Source organism: Kribbella turkmenica (genome assembly GCF_004348725.1).
GTDB lineage: Bacteria > Actinomycetota > Actinomycetes > Propionibacteriales > Kribbellaceae > Kribbella > Kribbella turkmenica.
Map to the genome: position 1 here is coordinate 1 of NZ_SMKR01000181.1, position 14,460 is coordinate 14,460.

The 14,460-nt window shown below is 65.9% G+C and carries 15 protein-coding genes and 1 pseudogene; 3 read left to right on the top strand and 13 right to left on the bottom strand.

The genetic code is table 11. From position 1 onward, the window contains the following. Window positions 1-1,149: 1,149 nt before the first annotated feature. From E1218_RS36780 to E1218_RS30170, 4 genes and pseudogenes are all read right to left on the bottom strand, one after another. Entirely contained in the window at window positions 1,150-1,359 is a 210-nt protein-coding gene (locus tag E1218_RS36780; RefSeq protein ID WP_202866271.1) for a VOC family protein, read from the bottom strand. Window positions 1,360-1,369: 10 nt separating this feature from the next. Beyond that, entirely contained in the window at window positions 1,370-1,960 is a 591-nt protein-coding gene (locus E1218_RS30160) for a YceI family protein (protein ID WP_132326383.1), read from the bottom strand. A 95-nt stretch (window positions 1,961-2,055) separates the two neighbouring features. Continuing rightward, window positions 2,056-3,492: an NAD(P)/FAD-dependent oxidoreductase gene (locus E1218_RS30165; RefSeq protein WP_132326385.1), complete on the bottom strand. Its 1,437-nt coding sequence runs from the start codon at window positions 3,490-3,492 to the stop codon at window positions 2,056-2,058. 111 nt (window positions 3,493-3,603) lie between these two features. Beyond that, window positions 3,604-4,372 (bottom strand): annotated as a pseudogene (locus E1218_RS30170) (SDR family NAD(P)-dependent oxidoreductase). 442 nt (window positions 4,373-4,814) lie between these two features. Between E1218_RS30170 and E1218_RS30175 the strand changes: the two are divergent. Then, the gene (locus tag E1218_RS30175; protein ID WP_132326387.1) at window positions 4,815-5,327 is read left to right on the top strand and encodes a carboxymuconolactone decarboxylase family protein; all 513 of its coding nucleotides are present in this window, start codon (window positions 4,815-4,817) and stop codon (window positions 5,325-5,327) included. A gap of 707 nt (window positions 5,328-6,034) precedes the next feature. Here the strand turns inward: E1218_RS30175 and E1218_RS30180 are convergent. From E1218_RS30180 to E1218_RS30195, 3 genes are all read right to left on the bottom strand, one after another. Further along, complete coding sequence (locus E1218_RS30180; protein WP_132326389.1) at window positions 6,035-6,862, bottom strand: family 1 encapsulin nanocompartment shell protein; 828 nt, start codon at window positions 6,860-6,862, stop codon at window positions 6,035-6,037. 252 nt (window positions 6,863-7,114) lie between these two features. Further along, window positions 7,115-7,333: a DUF427 domain-containing protein gene (locus E1218_RS38305; protein WP_132326391.1), complete on the bottom strand. Its 219-nt coding sequence runs from the start codon at window positions 7,331-7,333 to the stop codon at window positions 7,115-7,117. Between the two features lie 281 nt (window positions 7,334-7,614). Further along, window positions 7,615-8,277, bottom strand: a complete 663-nt coding sequence (locus E1218_RS30195) for a DNA-3-methyladenine glycosylase family protein (RefSeq protein ID WP_233712579.1) — start codon at window positions 8,275-8,277, stop codon at window positions 7,615-7,617. A gap of 252 nt (window positions 8,278-8,529) precedes the next feature. Between E1218_RS30195 and E1218_RS30200 the strand changes: the two genes are divergently transcribed. Beyond that, a complete protein-coding gene (locus E1218_RS30200) occupies window positions 8,530-9,276 on the top strand; it encodes an SDR family oxidoreductase (protein ID WP_132326395.1) in 747 nt (248 codons plus the stop codon). 102 nt (window positions 9,277-9,378) lie between these two features. Here E1218_RS30200 and ftsH read toward each other — a convergent pair whose 3' ends face one another. The 6 genes from ftsH to E1218_RS30225 all read right to left on the bottom strand — a co-directional run bounded on the left by ftsH (window position 9,379) and on the right by E1218_RS30225 (window position 14,152). Further along, on the bottom strand, window positions 9,379-11,427 hold the full coding sequence (gene ftsH, locus E1218_RS30205; RefSeq protein ID WP_202866272.1) for an ATP-dependent zinc metalloprotease FtsH: 2,049 nt from the start codon (window positions 11,425-11,427) through the stop codon (window positions 9,379-9,381). Then, window positions 11,424-11,807 (bottom strand): nuclear transport factor 2 family protein, encoded by a 384-nt coding sequence (locus tag E1218_RS30210; RefSeq protein WP_233712576.1) that lies wholly within the window; start codon window positions 11,805-11,807, stop codon window positions 11,424-11,426. The genes ftsH and E1218_RS30210 overlap by 4 nt, the downstream gene beginning before the upstream one ends. Before the next feature lie 268 nt (window positions 11,808-12,075). After that, a complete protein-coding gene (locus E1218_RS38310; protein ID WP_407657647.1) occupies window positions 12,076-12,333 on the bottom strand; it encodes a DUF6510 family protein in 258 nt (85 codons plus the stop codon). Window positions 12,334-12,339: 6 nt separating this feature from the next. Next, window positions 12,340-13,041 carry a ferredoxin reductase gene (locus tag E1218_RS30215; RefSeq protein WP_233712577.1) on the bottom strand — a complete coding sequence of 234 codons (702 nt, stop codon included), beginning with the start codon at window positions 13,039-13,041 and terminating at the stop codon, window positions 12,340-12,342. A 17-nt stretch (window positions 13,042-13,058) separates the two neighbouring features. Continuing rightward, window positions 13,059-13,655, bottom strand: coding sequence for a sulfite oxidase-like oxidoreductase (locus E1218_RS30220; RefSeq protein WP_233712578.1), 597 nt, complete (start codon window positions 13,653-13,655; stop codon window positions 13,059-13,061). After that, the gene (locus E1218_RS30225) at window positions 13,655-14,152 is read right to left on the bottom strand and encodes a Dps family protein (protein WP_165949478.1); all 498 of its coding nucleotides are present in this window, start codon (window positions 14,150-14,152) and stop codon (window positions 13,655-13,657) included. The genes E1218_RS30220 and E1218_RS30225 overlap by 1 nt, the downstream gene beginning before the upstream one ends. A 183-nt stretch (window positions 14,153-14,335) precedes the next feature. On the opposite strand from E1218_RS30225, the gene E1218_RS30230 reads away from it, so the two are divergent. Further along, window positions 14,336-14,460: FAD-dependent oxidoreductase (locus E1218_RS30230; protein ID WP_132324360.1), on the top strand; the 125-nt coding region annotated here is incomplete at its 3' end.

Genomic DNA, 14,460 nt, shown 5'->3' on the forward strand with positions numbered 1-14,460 from the left:
TCAGATGGGTATAAGAGACAGCCCCAGTACTCCTCGAGGATCGGATCCCATCCGCCGAGGTCGGCGGCGGCCACAACGACGCGAAGGTCCCGTCACCCCTGACAGACGATTCACCGGCTGACGACAGGCTTCGCTCGGCATAAGTCGTTCGACCTTCCACCGTGAACGCTTGAGCCTCCACCGGAGGGCATACGGTCCATCGAACTCTCTCCTGACATCGACCAACACGCTGGCCGCCGCCACCCGGCAGTGGCGACCAACTAGTAAGCCAAGGCCTATATCAAGGACGAATCGTCCCCCAGCATGACATCAGCCAGACCGGGTTGGCCGACATCGCGCAACCAGCTCACCAGATGCTCCGAAGCACTGAAGACCAGAGTATAACTGGACGCTATGGTCCATTTAAAGTAGAGTCTCGGACGTCGTGCCACGGGATGTCACCCGAGCGACATCCCGTGGCACGACGCCGGGCTTCGACCAGTGGGTGACATCAGTGGGTGGCGACCGTGATGTTGTCGACCCGACATGCCCCTGGCGGCAAGGCGAAGATCGCGATTGACGCGGACACAGTCTGACCGGTGACGCCGACGAACGACCCGGGGGTTCTGGGAGCGATCCGGCTGTCACATCTACGGTGCCCCGTGAAAACAACAGCGCTACTGGTGAGCTCTCAGACACTCCCGCTCCTGCGAATGCGGCAACCGCGCCCGGCATGGCACGTCGCCACGGTCATGGAGACCAAGCCCAAGACACCGAGTGCCGCACGTCTGATCCTCGACGTACCTCCGGTCGGGCCGGGAGGCTGGAACCACACTCAAGGAGCTCCTCTCGCCGGCGCAGTTCGGTCCGCTCGTCCGGTGCCCGCCGGGGCACATGGCGCAAGGTGCCACCAACAAACCCGTCTGATGTCTTGGGCTACCAGCACGTCTACGAGCGTGCCCGCCGCACCATCGCCGGGCGGCGAATCGCCGCCGGTGATCAGCCTGACCGGTGGCGCGCAGCCGAGATGCTCCATCATCTCGACGCTTCCGAAGCGTTCGGTGACCTCGCGACCGAGGCCGCGCACGTGATCGCGCCACCAGCCGACCGAGGAGGCCGGCACAGAGAACGCTGTCGTGGTGGCCCGCCCGTTGCCATGTCTACCGGGAACTAACCCCCTCGAAGGGAGAGAACATGATCAGCGTCCCTGGCCTGGCCCTGCTCCTCGCCGTGGTAGAGGTGACAGACGGAGGGTGCGTCGAAGTTCACCGTGGTCTTGACCAGGCGAAGCCCTATCGTGCGCAGATAGAAATCGACGTTGATCCGGGCATCGCTCGCAGTTGCGGTGACATGATGCAAACCAGTTGTCGCGAGCGTCACGACAACCCCCTCACATCACACTGGATGCGGCTGGGCCGCCCATTGCGTTTTGCTTGATGGCCGAGATCTCGAATTCGAGAACTACCTTGTCACCAACCAATACGCCACCGGCCTCCAGCGCCGCATTCCACGTCACACCGAAATCCGTACGGTTGATGGTGGTCGATCCCTCGAATCCGATGCGGCTGTTGCCGAACGGGTCGGTCGCCTGGCCCTCGAACGACAGTGGAATCGTGACCGAACGAGTCACACCCTTGATCGTCAGATCGCCAGTGACCTCGAACGAATCTTGATCGATCCAGGTGACTGCAGTCGACCTGAACGTGATGTCCGGATGCTCATCCATCGCCAGAAAGTCATTGCTGCGCAGATGCCCATCCCGATCCGCGTTGCGGGTGTCGATACTGGCGGATTTGATGGTCAACTCGACCGTCGAATTCGCTGAATTCCCGCCGTCCAGCCGCACATTGCCCTCGAACACATTGAACGCGCCGCGAATCTTCGTGACCATCGCATGCCTGGCAACAAACCCGAACCGGCTGTGCGCAGGATCGATGATGTAATCGCCGGTCAGATGCCGGTAGTCAGTCGTCGTGGACATCTCGGAACCTCCAACTAGTTGACATATCGCATAGACACCCTCGTGTTTTGCCCCACCAGGACCCGCTCGAACAGCCGGAGGACACCACTGTCTGCTCACCCCGACTGTCGCGGTGCCGCGGCGGTCGCCTTGTCCGCACTGGATGACGCGGCCGACTGAATGGGTGTGCCCGCCACGACGGCCTCGGTCGGTTCTTGGGTCTCTCGCCGCTGGCGGGCGCCGAGGGTGGCCGCGACGAACTCGGCCCGTGGATGCTGCACCGCCAGCAGCGACACGATGTCGCGACCGTAGAAGAGCGCCGCCGCCCAAACGAGCGCCACCCGCACCTTGCGCTCCCACGTCGGGATCGCCAGCACGTGATATCCGCGGTGCATGAGCCAGGCGAGCGGGCCCTTGATGACGATCCGCCGGTACTGGAAGATCCCCTTGCCGAGGCCGAGCGTGGCTACGGTGCCGAGACTGTGGTGCTCGTACGGCTTGACCTTCCGGCCTCGTAGGTCGGCGACGATGTTCTTGGCCAGCCGCTTGCCCTGCCGAACCGCATGCTGGGCGTTGGGGACGGTGAACGAGCCGCCGGGGACGTCTGAAGCGAGATCGGGGACGGCGGCGTTGTCGCCGGCCGCCCAGGCATCCGGGACGGCGGCGTCGGGGGTGCCGATGCGCAGGTCGGCGCGGACCCGGAACAGGCCGGCGGCGTCGACAGGCAGGTCGGTGTGCCGGGCGACGACCGGATTGCTCTGGTTGCCGGCAACCCAGACAAGCAGGTGGTTGTCGTACGCCGTGCCGTCCGAGAGCACGATGCGATCGTTCTCGGCCGACACCAAGCTTGCGCCGAGGTGGACTCGCGCCCCACGCTTCTCCAGATGGTGGACCACCCATCGCGCGGCGTCGGCGGCGACCTCGGGCAGGATCCGGTCGCGCAACTCGACCAGATGGAAGCCGAGTTCGTCGGCGCTCAACTCGGGGTAGTGCCTGAGCAGAGCCGTGGCCAGCGACAACATTTCACCGAAAACCTCGACTCCGGTGAATCCGCCGCCGACGACAGTCACCGTCAGCGGCTTGCGCCGCTCGGGGCCGGGCGACAGCGTGGCCGCCCGCTCGAACGCCGCCAGCAGCCGGTCGCGGGTCGCCACGGCCTCTTCGACGTACTTGATCCCGATGGCGTCGTCGGCGACACCCGGGATGGGAAAGATCCGGGTCACTGCTCCGGCGGTGATGACGATGGTGTCGTACGCGAGCTCCTGCTCAGGGCCCTCGACGGGCCGGACGGTGGCCGTCCGGTGCGCGTGATCGATGTGGACGATGCTGCCGACGATCAGGTGGGTGTGCGGCAGATGCCGGCGCAGCGAGACGGCGACGTGCCGGGCTTCGATGGACCCGGCTGTCACCTCGGGCAGGAACGGTTGGTAGGTCATGTACGGCCGCGGATCGACGAGCGTCACCGACGCCTCGCCTCTTCGCAGCTTCTTCTCCAGCTTCCAAGCGGTGTAGAAGCCGGCGTAACCGCCGCCGACGACCAGGACCTTCCGCATCACTACCTCCTCGAGCACGACTGCCTTCGGATTGGCTCAGCCACGGTCTCGCCGACATCGCCGGCGGTTCCACACGCGGCCCAGGGCGATTTCGGCACTACGTTCCGAACGTCAGTTGCGCCCGGCCATGACGCCCCCGTCGACGTTGAGGATGGCGCCAGTGGTCCAGCTCGAGGCCGGCGAGAGAAGAAAGGTGATCGCTGAGGCCAGGTCCTGCGGGGTGCCGACTCGGCCGAGCGGATGCAGACCGGCCATCTGCTGCAGCGTGGCCTCCCGCTGATCGGCGGGGAGCCAGTCGAAATGGGGCGTATCGGTGACTGCGGGAGCTACGGCGTTCACGCGGATACCCTCGCCGGCGAGTTCGATGGCCAGCTGTGCGTGAATGCGTGCAGACCGGCCTTGGCCATCGAGAAGGCCGACGACGGCGTCACAGCGAGCGCCTGGTGCGCCCACATGGCGCCGACGTTCACAATCGCACCGCCCTGACCGCTGGCGACCATACCCCTGACGACGGTCTGAGTCAGGAAGAACGTTGTCCTGTTGAGGTCGTGATACGAGTCGTAGTCCTCGACCTCGTGGTCGAGGAAGGTCTTGAGCCGCACGAGGCCCGCCGAGTTGACGAGGAGGGTGGCGTCGGCATGATTCTCCGCCAGTTGCTTCTGCGCCTCGACGACTTGATCCCGTCCGTCAGGTCAGCCGCGACCGACCACGCGCTACCGGCGCGCGACAGCTTTGCCACAGCGTCGTCGAGTTTCCGGCCCGGACGGCCGACGATCACCGCGCTGCCGTCCGCCACGATCACGTTCTCCGCAGTCTTGAGGCCGATGCCGCTACTGCCGCCGACGATCACGATCTTCCGACCCTCGAAACCTCGACTCATGACAGTTGTCCCTTCCCTATGCCGGATGACGATTCATGCTGGTCGAACCCGGTTTCCCGGGTAAGAGCACGACGCCCGTGGAACTCGGCAACGGTTGGCCCCAAGTCGCACAGGTCATCCCTAGCCCAGGCACACAGTCGGTCTCTCGAACCTAGACTTGCGCGAACTGGTCGGTCAAGTCCATTCTTGGGCTCTGCGGGTGCACAATCCGGAGGAGCACCTCGCGACTTCACTCGGTCTCAGCGGGGACACGACGCACACACCCTGCTCGGTGAATCCGCCGGTATCAGGGAAGTCAGCAGAACCTGCACTGACCCGGGACGAATCGATCCAAGCCGAGGCCACCGCAGCCGCCAGACACTCGCTTGACACCAGAAAGGACACGATAGTCCACTTGCGGCGGCACTTTCGCTGGCCATCCGATCCCGACTGGAGCAACGAGATGAGCGATGTCCCCTTCACCCTCCGGCGGGCCGACACGTCGGCCAACGAGGACCTGGCCGAACTCGCCCGCCGCGGCGCCGACACCTTCGGCTACAAGGCGCACTTGCGTATCGACCGCCGGCTCGCGCAACTCCTGCGCTTGCGGGTGTCCCAGATCAACAACTGCACCTACTGCCTCAACCTCCACCACGAGGCAGCCCGCGAGACCGGCACGCCCCAACCGGCGATCGACACTCTGACCGCCTGGTGGGAGACGGATTTCCACGACGACGCGGCCCGCGCCGCCCTCGCGTACACCGAGGCGCTCACTCGCGTCGCGGACGCAACCGTCGCCGACCACTTCGGTGCCCGGCACGACGCGCTCGCCGAACACTTCTCGCCGGAGGAAATCCTCGAGATCATCGGGATCGTCATCAACATGAACATCTGGACCCGACTCAAGATGGCCGAGGGCGCCACCCCCGGGCTCACCGAGCAGCTGCCGCAACCCTTTGACCCGCCACGTCGGTGAGCCGTACGTCATCGCCGCCCGTCCCATGGGCCGGCCGCCCGGCGGTCTCCCAGGACGACGGGCACTCAAACGATGCATCTGGAGCCGCAGGTCGTCGCACTTGTCCGTCTCCCCAACTCGCACCCGCCATCTGGTGACCGGCAAGCAGCTCCGCCAGGTCGGCAAGATTCGCCTGGTCTCGTTCGGAAACTGCCTTCCGGGCCGCAACGGCCGGCCGGAGCTCACCGTGCTCACGACATCCGGCTCGTAGCTGGCAGCCATAGCCTGCGCGTCGCCCCGAACGCAGGCGAAATGATCGGCAGGGGCGGTTGAGCCCCAAGGTCTGGCGACACAGGCGCACAAACTGACGCAGCCGGCGATCACCGGCGTTGCTGCCCGGTGACCTTGCGCGCGTCCCACTCCCCCGCCGCGGCCGCTCCGCCGGCGTCGATTTCGGTGAGGTCCATCAACGCCAAGGCGCTAGGCGCCAGACCCACTGTCGTCCAATAGCGGCGGCTCGACGGGCGACTCCGCGGAGAAGGCCCGGTTGACTTGCTGCCTTCGTCCCAGCGCTGAGGGGCCGGGCACCGGGTACGTCTGAGCACCACGAACCCGAGCGAGTCCGCTTTCGGCGCCGGCCCCGTCGCGCCGTACGAGCCCGAGCCACGTTCGACGAGGGGAACTCGCTCAACGACCTACCATGCAAGGAGCGAGGAGCAAGCCTTCGATCAACCGATCCACAGGTCCTGACAGTTCCTCTCGATGGACAGCGCAATGCCTGTCTCAGTCGCATGGGGGATGAAGGTCAGAGACTCTTCGAGGTAGAGCTGTATCTCTTCCGCGTCGTGGGAAAGATAGCCGACCGACAGGTCCTGCCCGAGGTGCAGTGTGTAGTCGCCGCCCCTGGTCGAGAGCAGCATGGCGCCGTCGAGTGCTGGTGCCCAGAGGATCTCGCCGTCGACGAGCCGCGTCAGGTGGTCGAGGATGGGGTAGCCGTGGTCAGTTTCCTCCGAGGCCGTGGTGTAGAGGTCTGCTGAGAGGAGCAGTGCGTAGGGGCCGCCCACGCCGGCGAGCCTGAGTGTGCTCAGGGCTCGCGCGACCGAGTCTGGCATCTCCCTCGGGTGAGGGGACAGAGTCAACGGCCGATGGGCGCTGACGGCTGTGATGCCGCAGATTCCACCATCAGGGAACCCGTGGAGGATGGCGCGGTCCTCCGCCTCAGCGGCCTTCTGAGCCGCATCCTTCACGGGCTGCCAGTCTGAGTCTTTGGCACCGCGCTCGACATCGTCGACCGCGGCCCTGGTGACCGTGAACGGAGTGCGGAACTCGACCATGAGCTGTGCTTGGCGTTGGTGGGCCGTGACGCCCTTGGCGGGTTCCTCCAGGCGACGAACATGGCCTGTGCCGACAGCGGAGAGTTCGACTCCGGCGGGCCCGTCGACGTCGACGACACGGCGTCCGACAACCCACCGAGTGAAGGCGCGTCGCGCCTCTTCCTCGATCTGCGCCCACGCCGCGTCTGAGATAGGGGCGAGCCCTCGATGCAGGTTGTTCACGACTTGCTACTCCTCTTCAGGCTGCCGATCCCGAGGGAGCCCGTCCTGGTCACAGCGCGAGACCCTCCGTCGGGGCCTCGGCGTTCGGAGCACGGGTCGGTGGCGGCGGAGCTGGTAGGTGGGTGGATGGTTCTTCGTCCGTGATCGCGGACGGCGGCTTCGGGCCTGGATGCGCGAGGAAGTCGGCCGGTGGCGCGATGAAGAGACCGATCCGATCGGGGGCTCTCGGTTCCGTCGACGAAGCCCAGCAAGTCACGCTCGTCCCAGTAGCGGAAGCCATGAACCTCGTCGACAGCCTGAAAGAATCCACCGAGCGAGCATCCCCTGCCACTGACAGCAGTAGGGCGTCGCGCTGGTTCGGAGCACGCCGGCCGCAACTGAGTCCGGCGGGAAGTAGTCATTTCCCTCGATACCGACGACCGCGTCGCTCCCGGCCTCGGCCACGACGGTCTCCCCGACCACTGCCTTCATCAGGCTTTCCCCTCTTCGATCCCTTGCTCCGGTCGGGCGTCCATCTGGTGCGGTCAGAACCAGCTTGCGAGTTCAGCGAGAGGTTGGTTTCAGGAGAGGCGCTCGTTCTTACCTCGTCGGAGAAGGCGTATCCGTCCCCGACAGATCCACCGGACCGGGTGCGTCCCTCGGTACGTCGGTGGCCATACGAAGCGATCGTCCCGTCAGCTAGGCGTTGGAGCCGACAGCCTCGTGCAGGCGAGGATGACGCGCTTCTCATGGTGGGCACCCCGCGGTCGACCTCATCGGTGACGCGAGGGATGCGTCTCCCACATATATCCCCAGAGGTACGACGTCGCGTACGACCGATACGGGCGCCACAGCTCGGCACGTTGCTCCGCAGCCGTCGGTGTGATCCTGTCGTCCAACCTGTCGAGTGCTGTCACTGCCGCGCGCACAGTCAGGTCGCCGGCCGGGAAGATGTCCGGTCGACGTAGGTACAGCATCATGAACCTGTGCGCCGACGATGCGCCGATACCCGGCACAGCCACGAGTTCGCGCCGTAGTTCAGCATCCGACACAGTCTCGAGCTTGCCCGGTTCCAACAGACCTTCAGCGGCGCGCTCGGCGAGCCCACGGATCGCCCTCGCCTTCGGGTAGGACAAGCCGATGCCGCGCATGGTCCGCTCGTCGGTCGCGATGACACGCGCGGCGGTGACGGAGCCACCCAATTGCGCGACAAGTCGGTTGTAGATCGCGACGGCCGTAGCCCTGCTGAGTTGCCGCGAGACTATCGCGAAGGCGAACCACTCGAGGGCACTGCGGACGTCGACGGGAACATGCATCTCGTACGCATCAATCGGTCCCGTCGACCGCACCCACGGCGCAAGTGAGTCGCCGAGCGAGCTCAAGTGTCTGAACGCGGCGCGCTGTTCTTCGGTCGCACGCGTCCCCGTGCGAGTCATGGTCACTTGGCAAGCATGACGAAGATGGCCTATATAGTCCAGAAGCAGTTGAGCCCACACGCAGGCCCCACAGCCATGGCAACCACACTTGTCAATCATTGAACGGACCTAATGGTCCTCACTAGTACATAATATGCGCGCAGGAGAACGACGCCTTCGTACACGCTGACACGTGACGGTCTCCGGTGGAGCGTCAACGCGCGTACCGCTGTGACCTCGCGGCAGCACATCAACTCATCTGGAGTGATCACCATGTCGGCACGTGCAGCTCTGATCACCGGTGGCACCAGTGGGATCGGGAAGACGACAGCGGAGGTGCTGCACAACCGCGGCTACCGGGTCGCGGTCACCGGGCAACGTCCGGAGAGCGTCGCCCGGGCGCGCAAGGAGCTGCCTGACGACATCCTGGTCTTGCGTGCTGATCTGCGCTCGCTTGCTGACACTGACGAGGTGGTGTCCGAAGTCCGCGAACGATTCGGGACGTTGACAACGCTGTTCCTCAACGCCGGCATCAGTCGTCCCGTGACGCTGGACGTCTGCGACGAGGCCGCCTTCGACGAGGTATTCACCGTCAACACCAAAGGACACTTCTTCACCCTCGTCAAAACGCTGCCGCTGCTGTCCGATGGCGCCTCGATCGTTGTCACAGTGGGGATCGGCGCGACCCGCAGCCTGACGGGCAACAGTCTCACAGCCGGATCACGAGGCGCACTACTGACCATGGTCCCGACGCTGGCCCTGGAACTCGCGCCGCGCCGTATCCGGGTCAACGCGGTCAGCCCGGGATACACCGACACTCCCATCCTGCGGGCCACCCCCGGTATGGGAGCCGACGACATCGCCGCCATGCTGGCCGCCGCAGCGGCGCAGAACCCCTTCGGTCGCCTCGGCACGCCTGAGGACATCGCCGAGACCGTCGCGTTCCTGGCTTCGGACGGAGCCGCATACATCACCGGACAAGAGATCGTAGTGTCCGGCGGCGCAGGATTGGCCGTCTGACCCGCTCCAACCGCTGACGGACGTGCCGGCCGACCACGAGTTCAGGCACCTGTTGGCCCTGTGGACGTAGTAGCCGTCGGCCAACGGTGCGGCCGGAGAAAGCTACCGGCTGTCCCGCCGCACCGGCCGCGTCGTGATCTCCGGCCTCGCGCCGTGGGGAATCCCGGCGGCAGTATAGGCATCGGCTTCGTCAAGCGTTTCGCGCTTCAGGAGCTGGTCAGCGATCGAGTCGAGGCGGGAGCGGTTCTCACGGAGCAACCTCCTCGCCTCGACGTAGCACTGTTCGATCAGCTTCCTGACCTCGGCGTCGACGGTGTTCAGCAGTTCTTCCGACACACCTGCCGTTCGGCCGTTGCCCTCTGACGGGAACACGGACACCGGACCGATCGCCTCGGACATCCCCCAGCGACCGACCATCGAGCGGGCGATCCGGGTCGCGGTCTCCAGGTCGCTCTCGGCGCCGGTCGTGACGACGCCGAGCACCTCCTGCTCGGCCGCCATCCCGCCGAGCGCTCCGACGATCCGGCCACGCAGGTACTCCACGTCGTACCCGTACCGATCCGTCTCCGGCGTCGACAGCGTCACGCCGAGCGCGCGCCCGCGCGGGATGATCGACACCTTGCGGACCGGGTCGGCGCCCTTCTGGATCATGCCGAGCAGGGCGTGCCCACCTTCGTGGTACGCCGTACGCCGGCGCTGCTCCTCCGGCATCACCACGTTGCGCGCCGTGCCGAGCTGAATCTTCTCCAGCGCGTCGGTGAGGTCCCGCTGGGTGATCTGCGATTCGCCCTGCCGGGCCGCCGCGAGCGCGGCCTCGTTGAGCAGGTTGGCGAGGTCGGCGCCGGTCATGCCGGGCGTGGAGCGCGACAGCGTCGCCAGGTCGGCGTCCGCCGCCAGCGGCTTGCCACGCGCGTGCACCTTCAGGATCGCCTCGCGGCCCGGTTGATCCGGTGCGTGCACGGTGATCGTCCGGTCGAACCGTCCCGGCCGGAGCAGGGCCGGATCGAGTACCTCGGCGCGGTTCGTCGCGGCGAGCACCACGACGCCTTCGGTGCCGGAAAAGCCGTCCATCTCGGTGAGGATCTGGTTCAGCGTCTGCTCGCCCTCGTCGTGCCCGCCGACCGAGCGCGCGCCGCCACGGGCCCGGCCGATCGTGTCGATCTCGTCGATGAAGATGATCGCCGGCGCGACCTTGCGCGCCTCGCCGAACAACTCCCGCACCCGGCTCGCGCCGACGCCCACGATCATCTCGATGAACTCCGAGGCGCTCGCGGAGAAGAACGGTACGCCGGCCTCCCCCGCGGTCGCGCGCGCCAGCAGCGTCTTCCCGGTACCGGGTGCACCGGCCAGCAGCACGCCCTTCGGCGCCCGCGCGCCGAGCCGCCGGTACTTCTCCGGATCCTTCAGGTAGTCGACGACTTCCTCGATCTCGGCCTCGACCTCGTCGATACCGGCGACATCGGCGAACGTCACCCGGACCGTGCTCGGATCGACCGGCTTCTTCTGCCGGCCGCTTCCGCCAGGCAACCCGCCGAAGCCACCACCGAGTCCACCGCCGAGTCCACCGCCTGCGCGGCTCCGCCGGAACAGCCAGATGTAGAACGCCGCGATCAGGATGAACGGGCTGAGCGAGATCAGCAGGTTCAGCAGCACACCGCGGTTCGCAACCACCGGGGTCGCCCGGACCGTCGCACCGCTCTTCTGCAGTTCGCCGTACAGATTGTCGTTCGCGAACGTCGGCCGCTCGGTGGTGAACTTCGTGTACGTCGAATCGGTCTTCCCCGGGACCGGAGCGGCCTGCTTGAGCCTGCCCTCGATGGTGTCCCCGCGGGAGAACACCTCGGCCACGTTACCTTTCTGCACCTGCACGGTGAAGTCGGTGTACGCGATCGTCTGCTCACCGCCGGCCATCTCGTCCTGGATCGTCGTCAGCAGGAACAGCACCATGTACCCGCCGACTGTCCACGCCGCCCACCGCAACCAACGTGGCCGCCGCGGCTTGCCTCCGCCGCCGTTCTCGTGTCCAGGCCGCAGTCCCTCGGTCCGCCACGGCTTCTGCGGATGGCGCTGGCCTCCGCTGTCGTTCGGCCCGTCCCGCTCGGGACCACGTTCGCGCTCTGAGGTGGACTGCTCCTGCTGCGATGGCGTCAAGGAGCGATCTCGAGCTTGGTGATGAGGCCGTCGGCGAGGGTGAAGCGGTAGATGATGTCAACAACACCGCCGGGGAAGTCACCCTCCAGGTGGTTGGTGACGACGTAGTGGGTGTCGTCGAACTTCTCGACGTGGCTGACCTCGACCGTGTAGGTGTACTCGGTGCCCTCGCTCGCCCGCCAGCGGAGAATCTCGTCGTGACCGGTGTAGGTCCTGCCGTCGTCGTCGATCACGGTGGCGTCGGGCGCGAAGGCCGCCAGCAGGTCGTGAGCATTCGCCTTGTGTTGGGGATCGGCCTCGCGCAGGTACCTCATGATCGCGCGCGGCAGGTGCTTCGCCATGTCGGCGGCGGTCGGGTCCGACGGGTGCTGGATGGTCATCAGGCGCCTTTCGAGGTGGGGATGAAAGCGAGGGCGGCCGAAGAGGTGCGGCCGTTGATCTGGAAGTCCAGGGCATGCGTGCTCGGGGTGGGATCCGCGCGCAGGGATCGGCTTCAGCAGCAAAGTGTCCCGATCGCGACAGGCTTCCCAGCCGCCAGCATCTGGGCGGTCAGCTTGAACAGCCTCGGCGAGGGGCCCGTTCGCCTTCACAAGCGAACGGCACAGCCGATCGCGAGCCGTGGTCTGGCGTGATGCCGCAGCGCCAGGGTCAGGCCAGAGGAAACACCGGCTGCGATAGTCCTGGCATGTCGATGCAGTGCGTCCCATGGCGCTCAGTAAGCATCACAAGGATCGTGTCGCAGTCCCTGCACCGGGCGACGGTGCCAGGTCCCGACATGTACACCGCTGTCTCCGCCAGAACTCCGGTGCGGCCACAACCCGTGCACTTGTATCCCATGGTCGTCATGTCTCGCGCAAAGATGTCATGCATCACGCCCGCCAAAGCGTTGCCATCGAGAGATCCCATCTTTTGTCACACCCCTGTCCCGCCGAAGCGTTCGGTCCGGATCCGGCCCGGCTCGTGGCCCAAGGCCACCAAGCCGGCCGCTGCTGTCTCGACAAACGCGGTCGGTCCGCAGATGTAGGTGAGCGGCTGTTTGTTCCTTGCCCATCCAGTTGTGGACAGGAGCGCCGGGTCGATGCGGCCGCGGTAGCCACGCCAGTCACTCGGGGCCTCACGGGTCAGCGTGATCGAGATGTCGACGAGGTCGTCGGCCGCCAGCTTCATGAGCTCCTCACGATAGATCAGCAGTTCGAGTGAGCGCGCCGAGCACAGCACGCGAACAGGCACTCGGCTATCGACGGCACGGTGATGCCGAAGCATCGCCCGCAAGGGAACCAGCCCAGATCCGCCGCCCACAAGGAACAACGGGCCACCGAGTTCGTCGGTCCAGACGAAATGTCCGCCAATCGGACCACGGAACTCGAGCTCGTCGCCTGGCCGCAACTCGTCCACCAGATACGGAGATACCTCGCCATCCTCGAGCCGCTCGACGGTCAGTGACACGTACTGATCCTCCGGCCCGGACGCGATCGAATAGCTCCGCTGTGTCTGATACCCGTCGGGCGCCGTCAGCCGCACATCCACGTGCTGTCCCGCACGATGGCCGGGCCAATCCGGCACGGCCAGCGAAATGGTCTTCACCCGCGGAGTCTCAAAGATCGTCTCGATCACGGTGCCGGTCCGCCAGGTCAGTCGCCGTAGTAGCGCTGCTCTTTCCACGGGTCTCCATAGTTGTGATAGCCGAACATCTCCCAGAATCCGGGCTGATCGGCGGTCCGCAGGTCCAGACCACGGATCCACTTCGCGCTCTTCCAGAAGTACAGGTGCGGCACCAGCAGACGCGCCGGTCCACCATGCTCCGGATCGAGCGGTCGCCCGTCGTACTCGTCGACGACCCAGGCCTTTCCGCCTCGCAAGTCCGCCAGCGGAACGTTTGTGGTGTAACCGCCGTCGGAGAACGCCAGGGCATAAGCCGCTTGGGTCGGTACCGTGTCCAGGAAGGTGTCCAGAGAGACCCCTGACCAGGGCACGTCCAGCTTCGTCCACTTCGTCACGCAGTGGATGTCGACGGTGAACTTCTGGCGGGGTAGCTCCTGGAACTCGGTCCACGACCACGAGACCGGGTGCTCCACAGCTCCACGAATCGTGAAATCCCACGCGTCCAGCGGCGTGTACGGAGTCGGCCCGGCCGACAACACAGGAAAACCTTTTGTGACGTACTGGCCCGGTGGCACCCGCGAAGAGTCGGCGGCGCGGCGGCCGACGAATCCCCTCGTGACAGCCATCAGGCCTTCTCACCAAGCTGCACGCGCAGCAACCATTGCTGCTTCTCCAGCATCTCGACCACTCTGATCAACACGTCCTGCGTCACCAGATCTGCACCACCGACCGAAACAAGCCGCGCACGGACCCGCTCAGCCACAGCAGCCACCCGCCGCCCGAGCTCCCACACAACTGCGTGATCTGCGACCGACTGCACCACGACAGGCTCGACCCGCGACCCGGTCGCCACCATCGAGCTTCTCCCGTCCGGGATGAATCCCAACGTCACCGCGCGCTCCGCGACGACGTCTGCGAGCTCGCGCCACTGGTCGACCAGCTCGTCGAGGAACAGATGCACACCATGGGCGGCGGCCCCGATTACGCTCCAGTGCAATTGCTTCCCGATCAGCGACAAATCGATCAGGTCCACCAGCACAACCTGCAACTCCGCACCGATCGCCGCCCGCTCGTTCGGGTTGTCCAGCGGCGGCAACTGCACCGAGTTGGCAACAGAATCCATAGTCATACCTCCCCAGTGTCAGAACCACCGCCAGACCTTTCCTCACCACCCCGAACCAATCGTTGACGAGCAGCACAGCGGGCAACCCCGCCCTGGACTCGATCGATTGCGCCTGCGCGATCTTGGACCGAGCCGCCAGGGCGGGATTCGATGCAACCGCGGCGTACGGAAGAATGGCGTGCCGTGGCGCGAGTTGTGATCATCGGTGGCGGTCCGGGCGGGTACGAGGCGGCCAGTGCGGCCGCCCAGCTGGGGGCGGAGGTGACGGTCGTCGATTCCGGCGGGATCGGCGGTTCGGCCGTGCTCAC

What these genes read in the sequence shown, in the direction of transcription:
- E1218_RS30160 (WP_132326383.1), bottom strand. Translation starts at nt 1,960, where the DNA reads ATGTCCACGACGACTGACTACCGGCATCTGACCGGCGATTACATCATC.
- E1218_RS30165 (WP_132326385.1), bottom strand. Translation starts at nt 3,492, where the DNA reads ATGCGGAAGGTCCTGGTCGTCGGCGGCGGTTACGCCGGCTTCTACACC.
- E1218_RS30175 (WP_132326387.1), top strand. Translation starts at nt 4,815, where the DNA reads ATGAGCGATGTCCCCTTCACCCTCCGGCGGGCCGACACGTCGGCCAAC.
- E1218_RS38305 (WP_132326391.1), bottom strand. Translation starts at nt 7,333, where the DNA reads ATGAAGGCAGTGGTCGGGGAGACCGTCGTGGCCGAGGCCGGGAGCGAC.
- E1218_RS30195 (WP_233712579.1), bottom strand. Translation starts at nt 8,277, where the DNA reads ATGACTCGCACGGGGACGCGTGCGACCGAAGAACAGCGCGCCGCGTTC.
- E1218_RS30200 (WP_132326395.1), top strand. Translation starts at nt 8,530, where the DNA reads ATGTCGGCACGTGCAGCTCTGATCACCGGTGGCACCAGTGGGATCGGG.
- E1218_RS30210 (WP_233712576.1), bottom strand. Translation starts at nt 11,807, where the DNA reads ATGACCATCCAGCACCCGTCGGACCCGACCGCCGCCGACATGGCGAAG.
- E1218_RS38310 (WP_407657647.1), bottom strand. Translation starts at nt 12,333, where the DNA reads ATGGGATCTCTCGATGGCAACGCTTTGGCGGGCGTGATGCATGACATC.
- E1218_RS30220 (WP_233712578.1), bottom strand. Translation starts at nt 13,655, where the DNA reads ATGGCTGTCACGAGGGGATTCGTCGGCCGCCGCGCCGCCGACTCTTCG.
- E1218_RS30225 (WP_165949478.1), bottom strand. Translation starts at nt 14,152, where the DNA reads ATGGATTCTGTTGCCAACTCGGTGCAGTTGCCGCCGCTGGACAACCCG.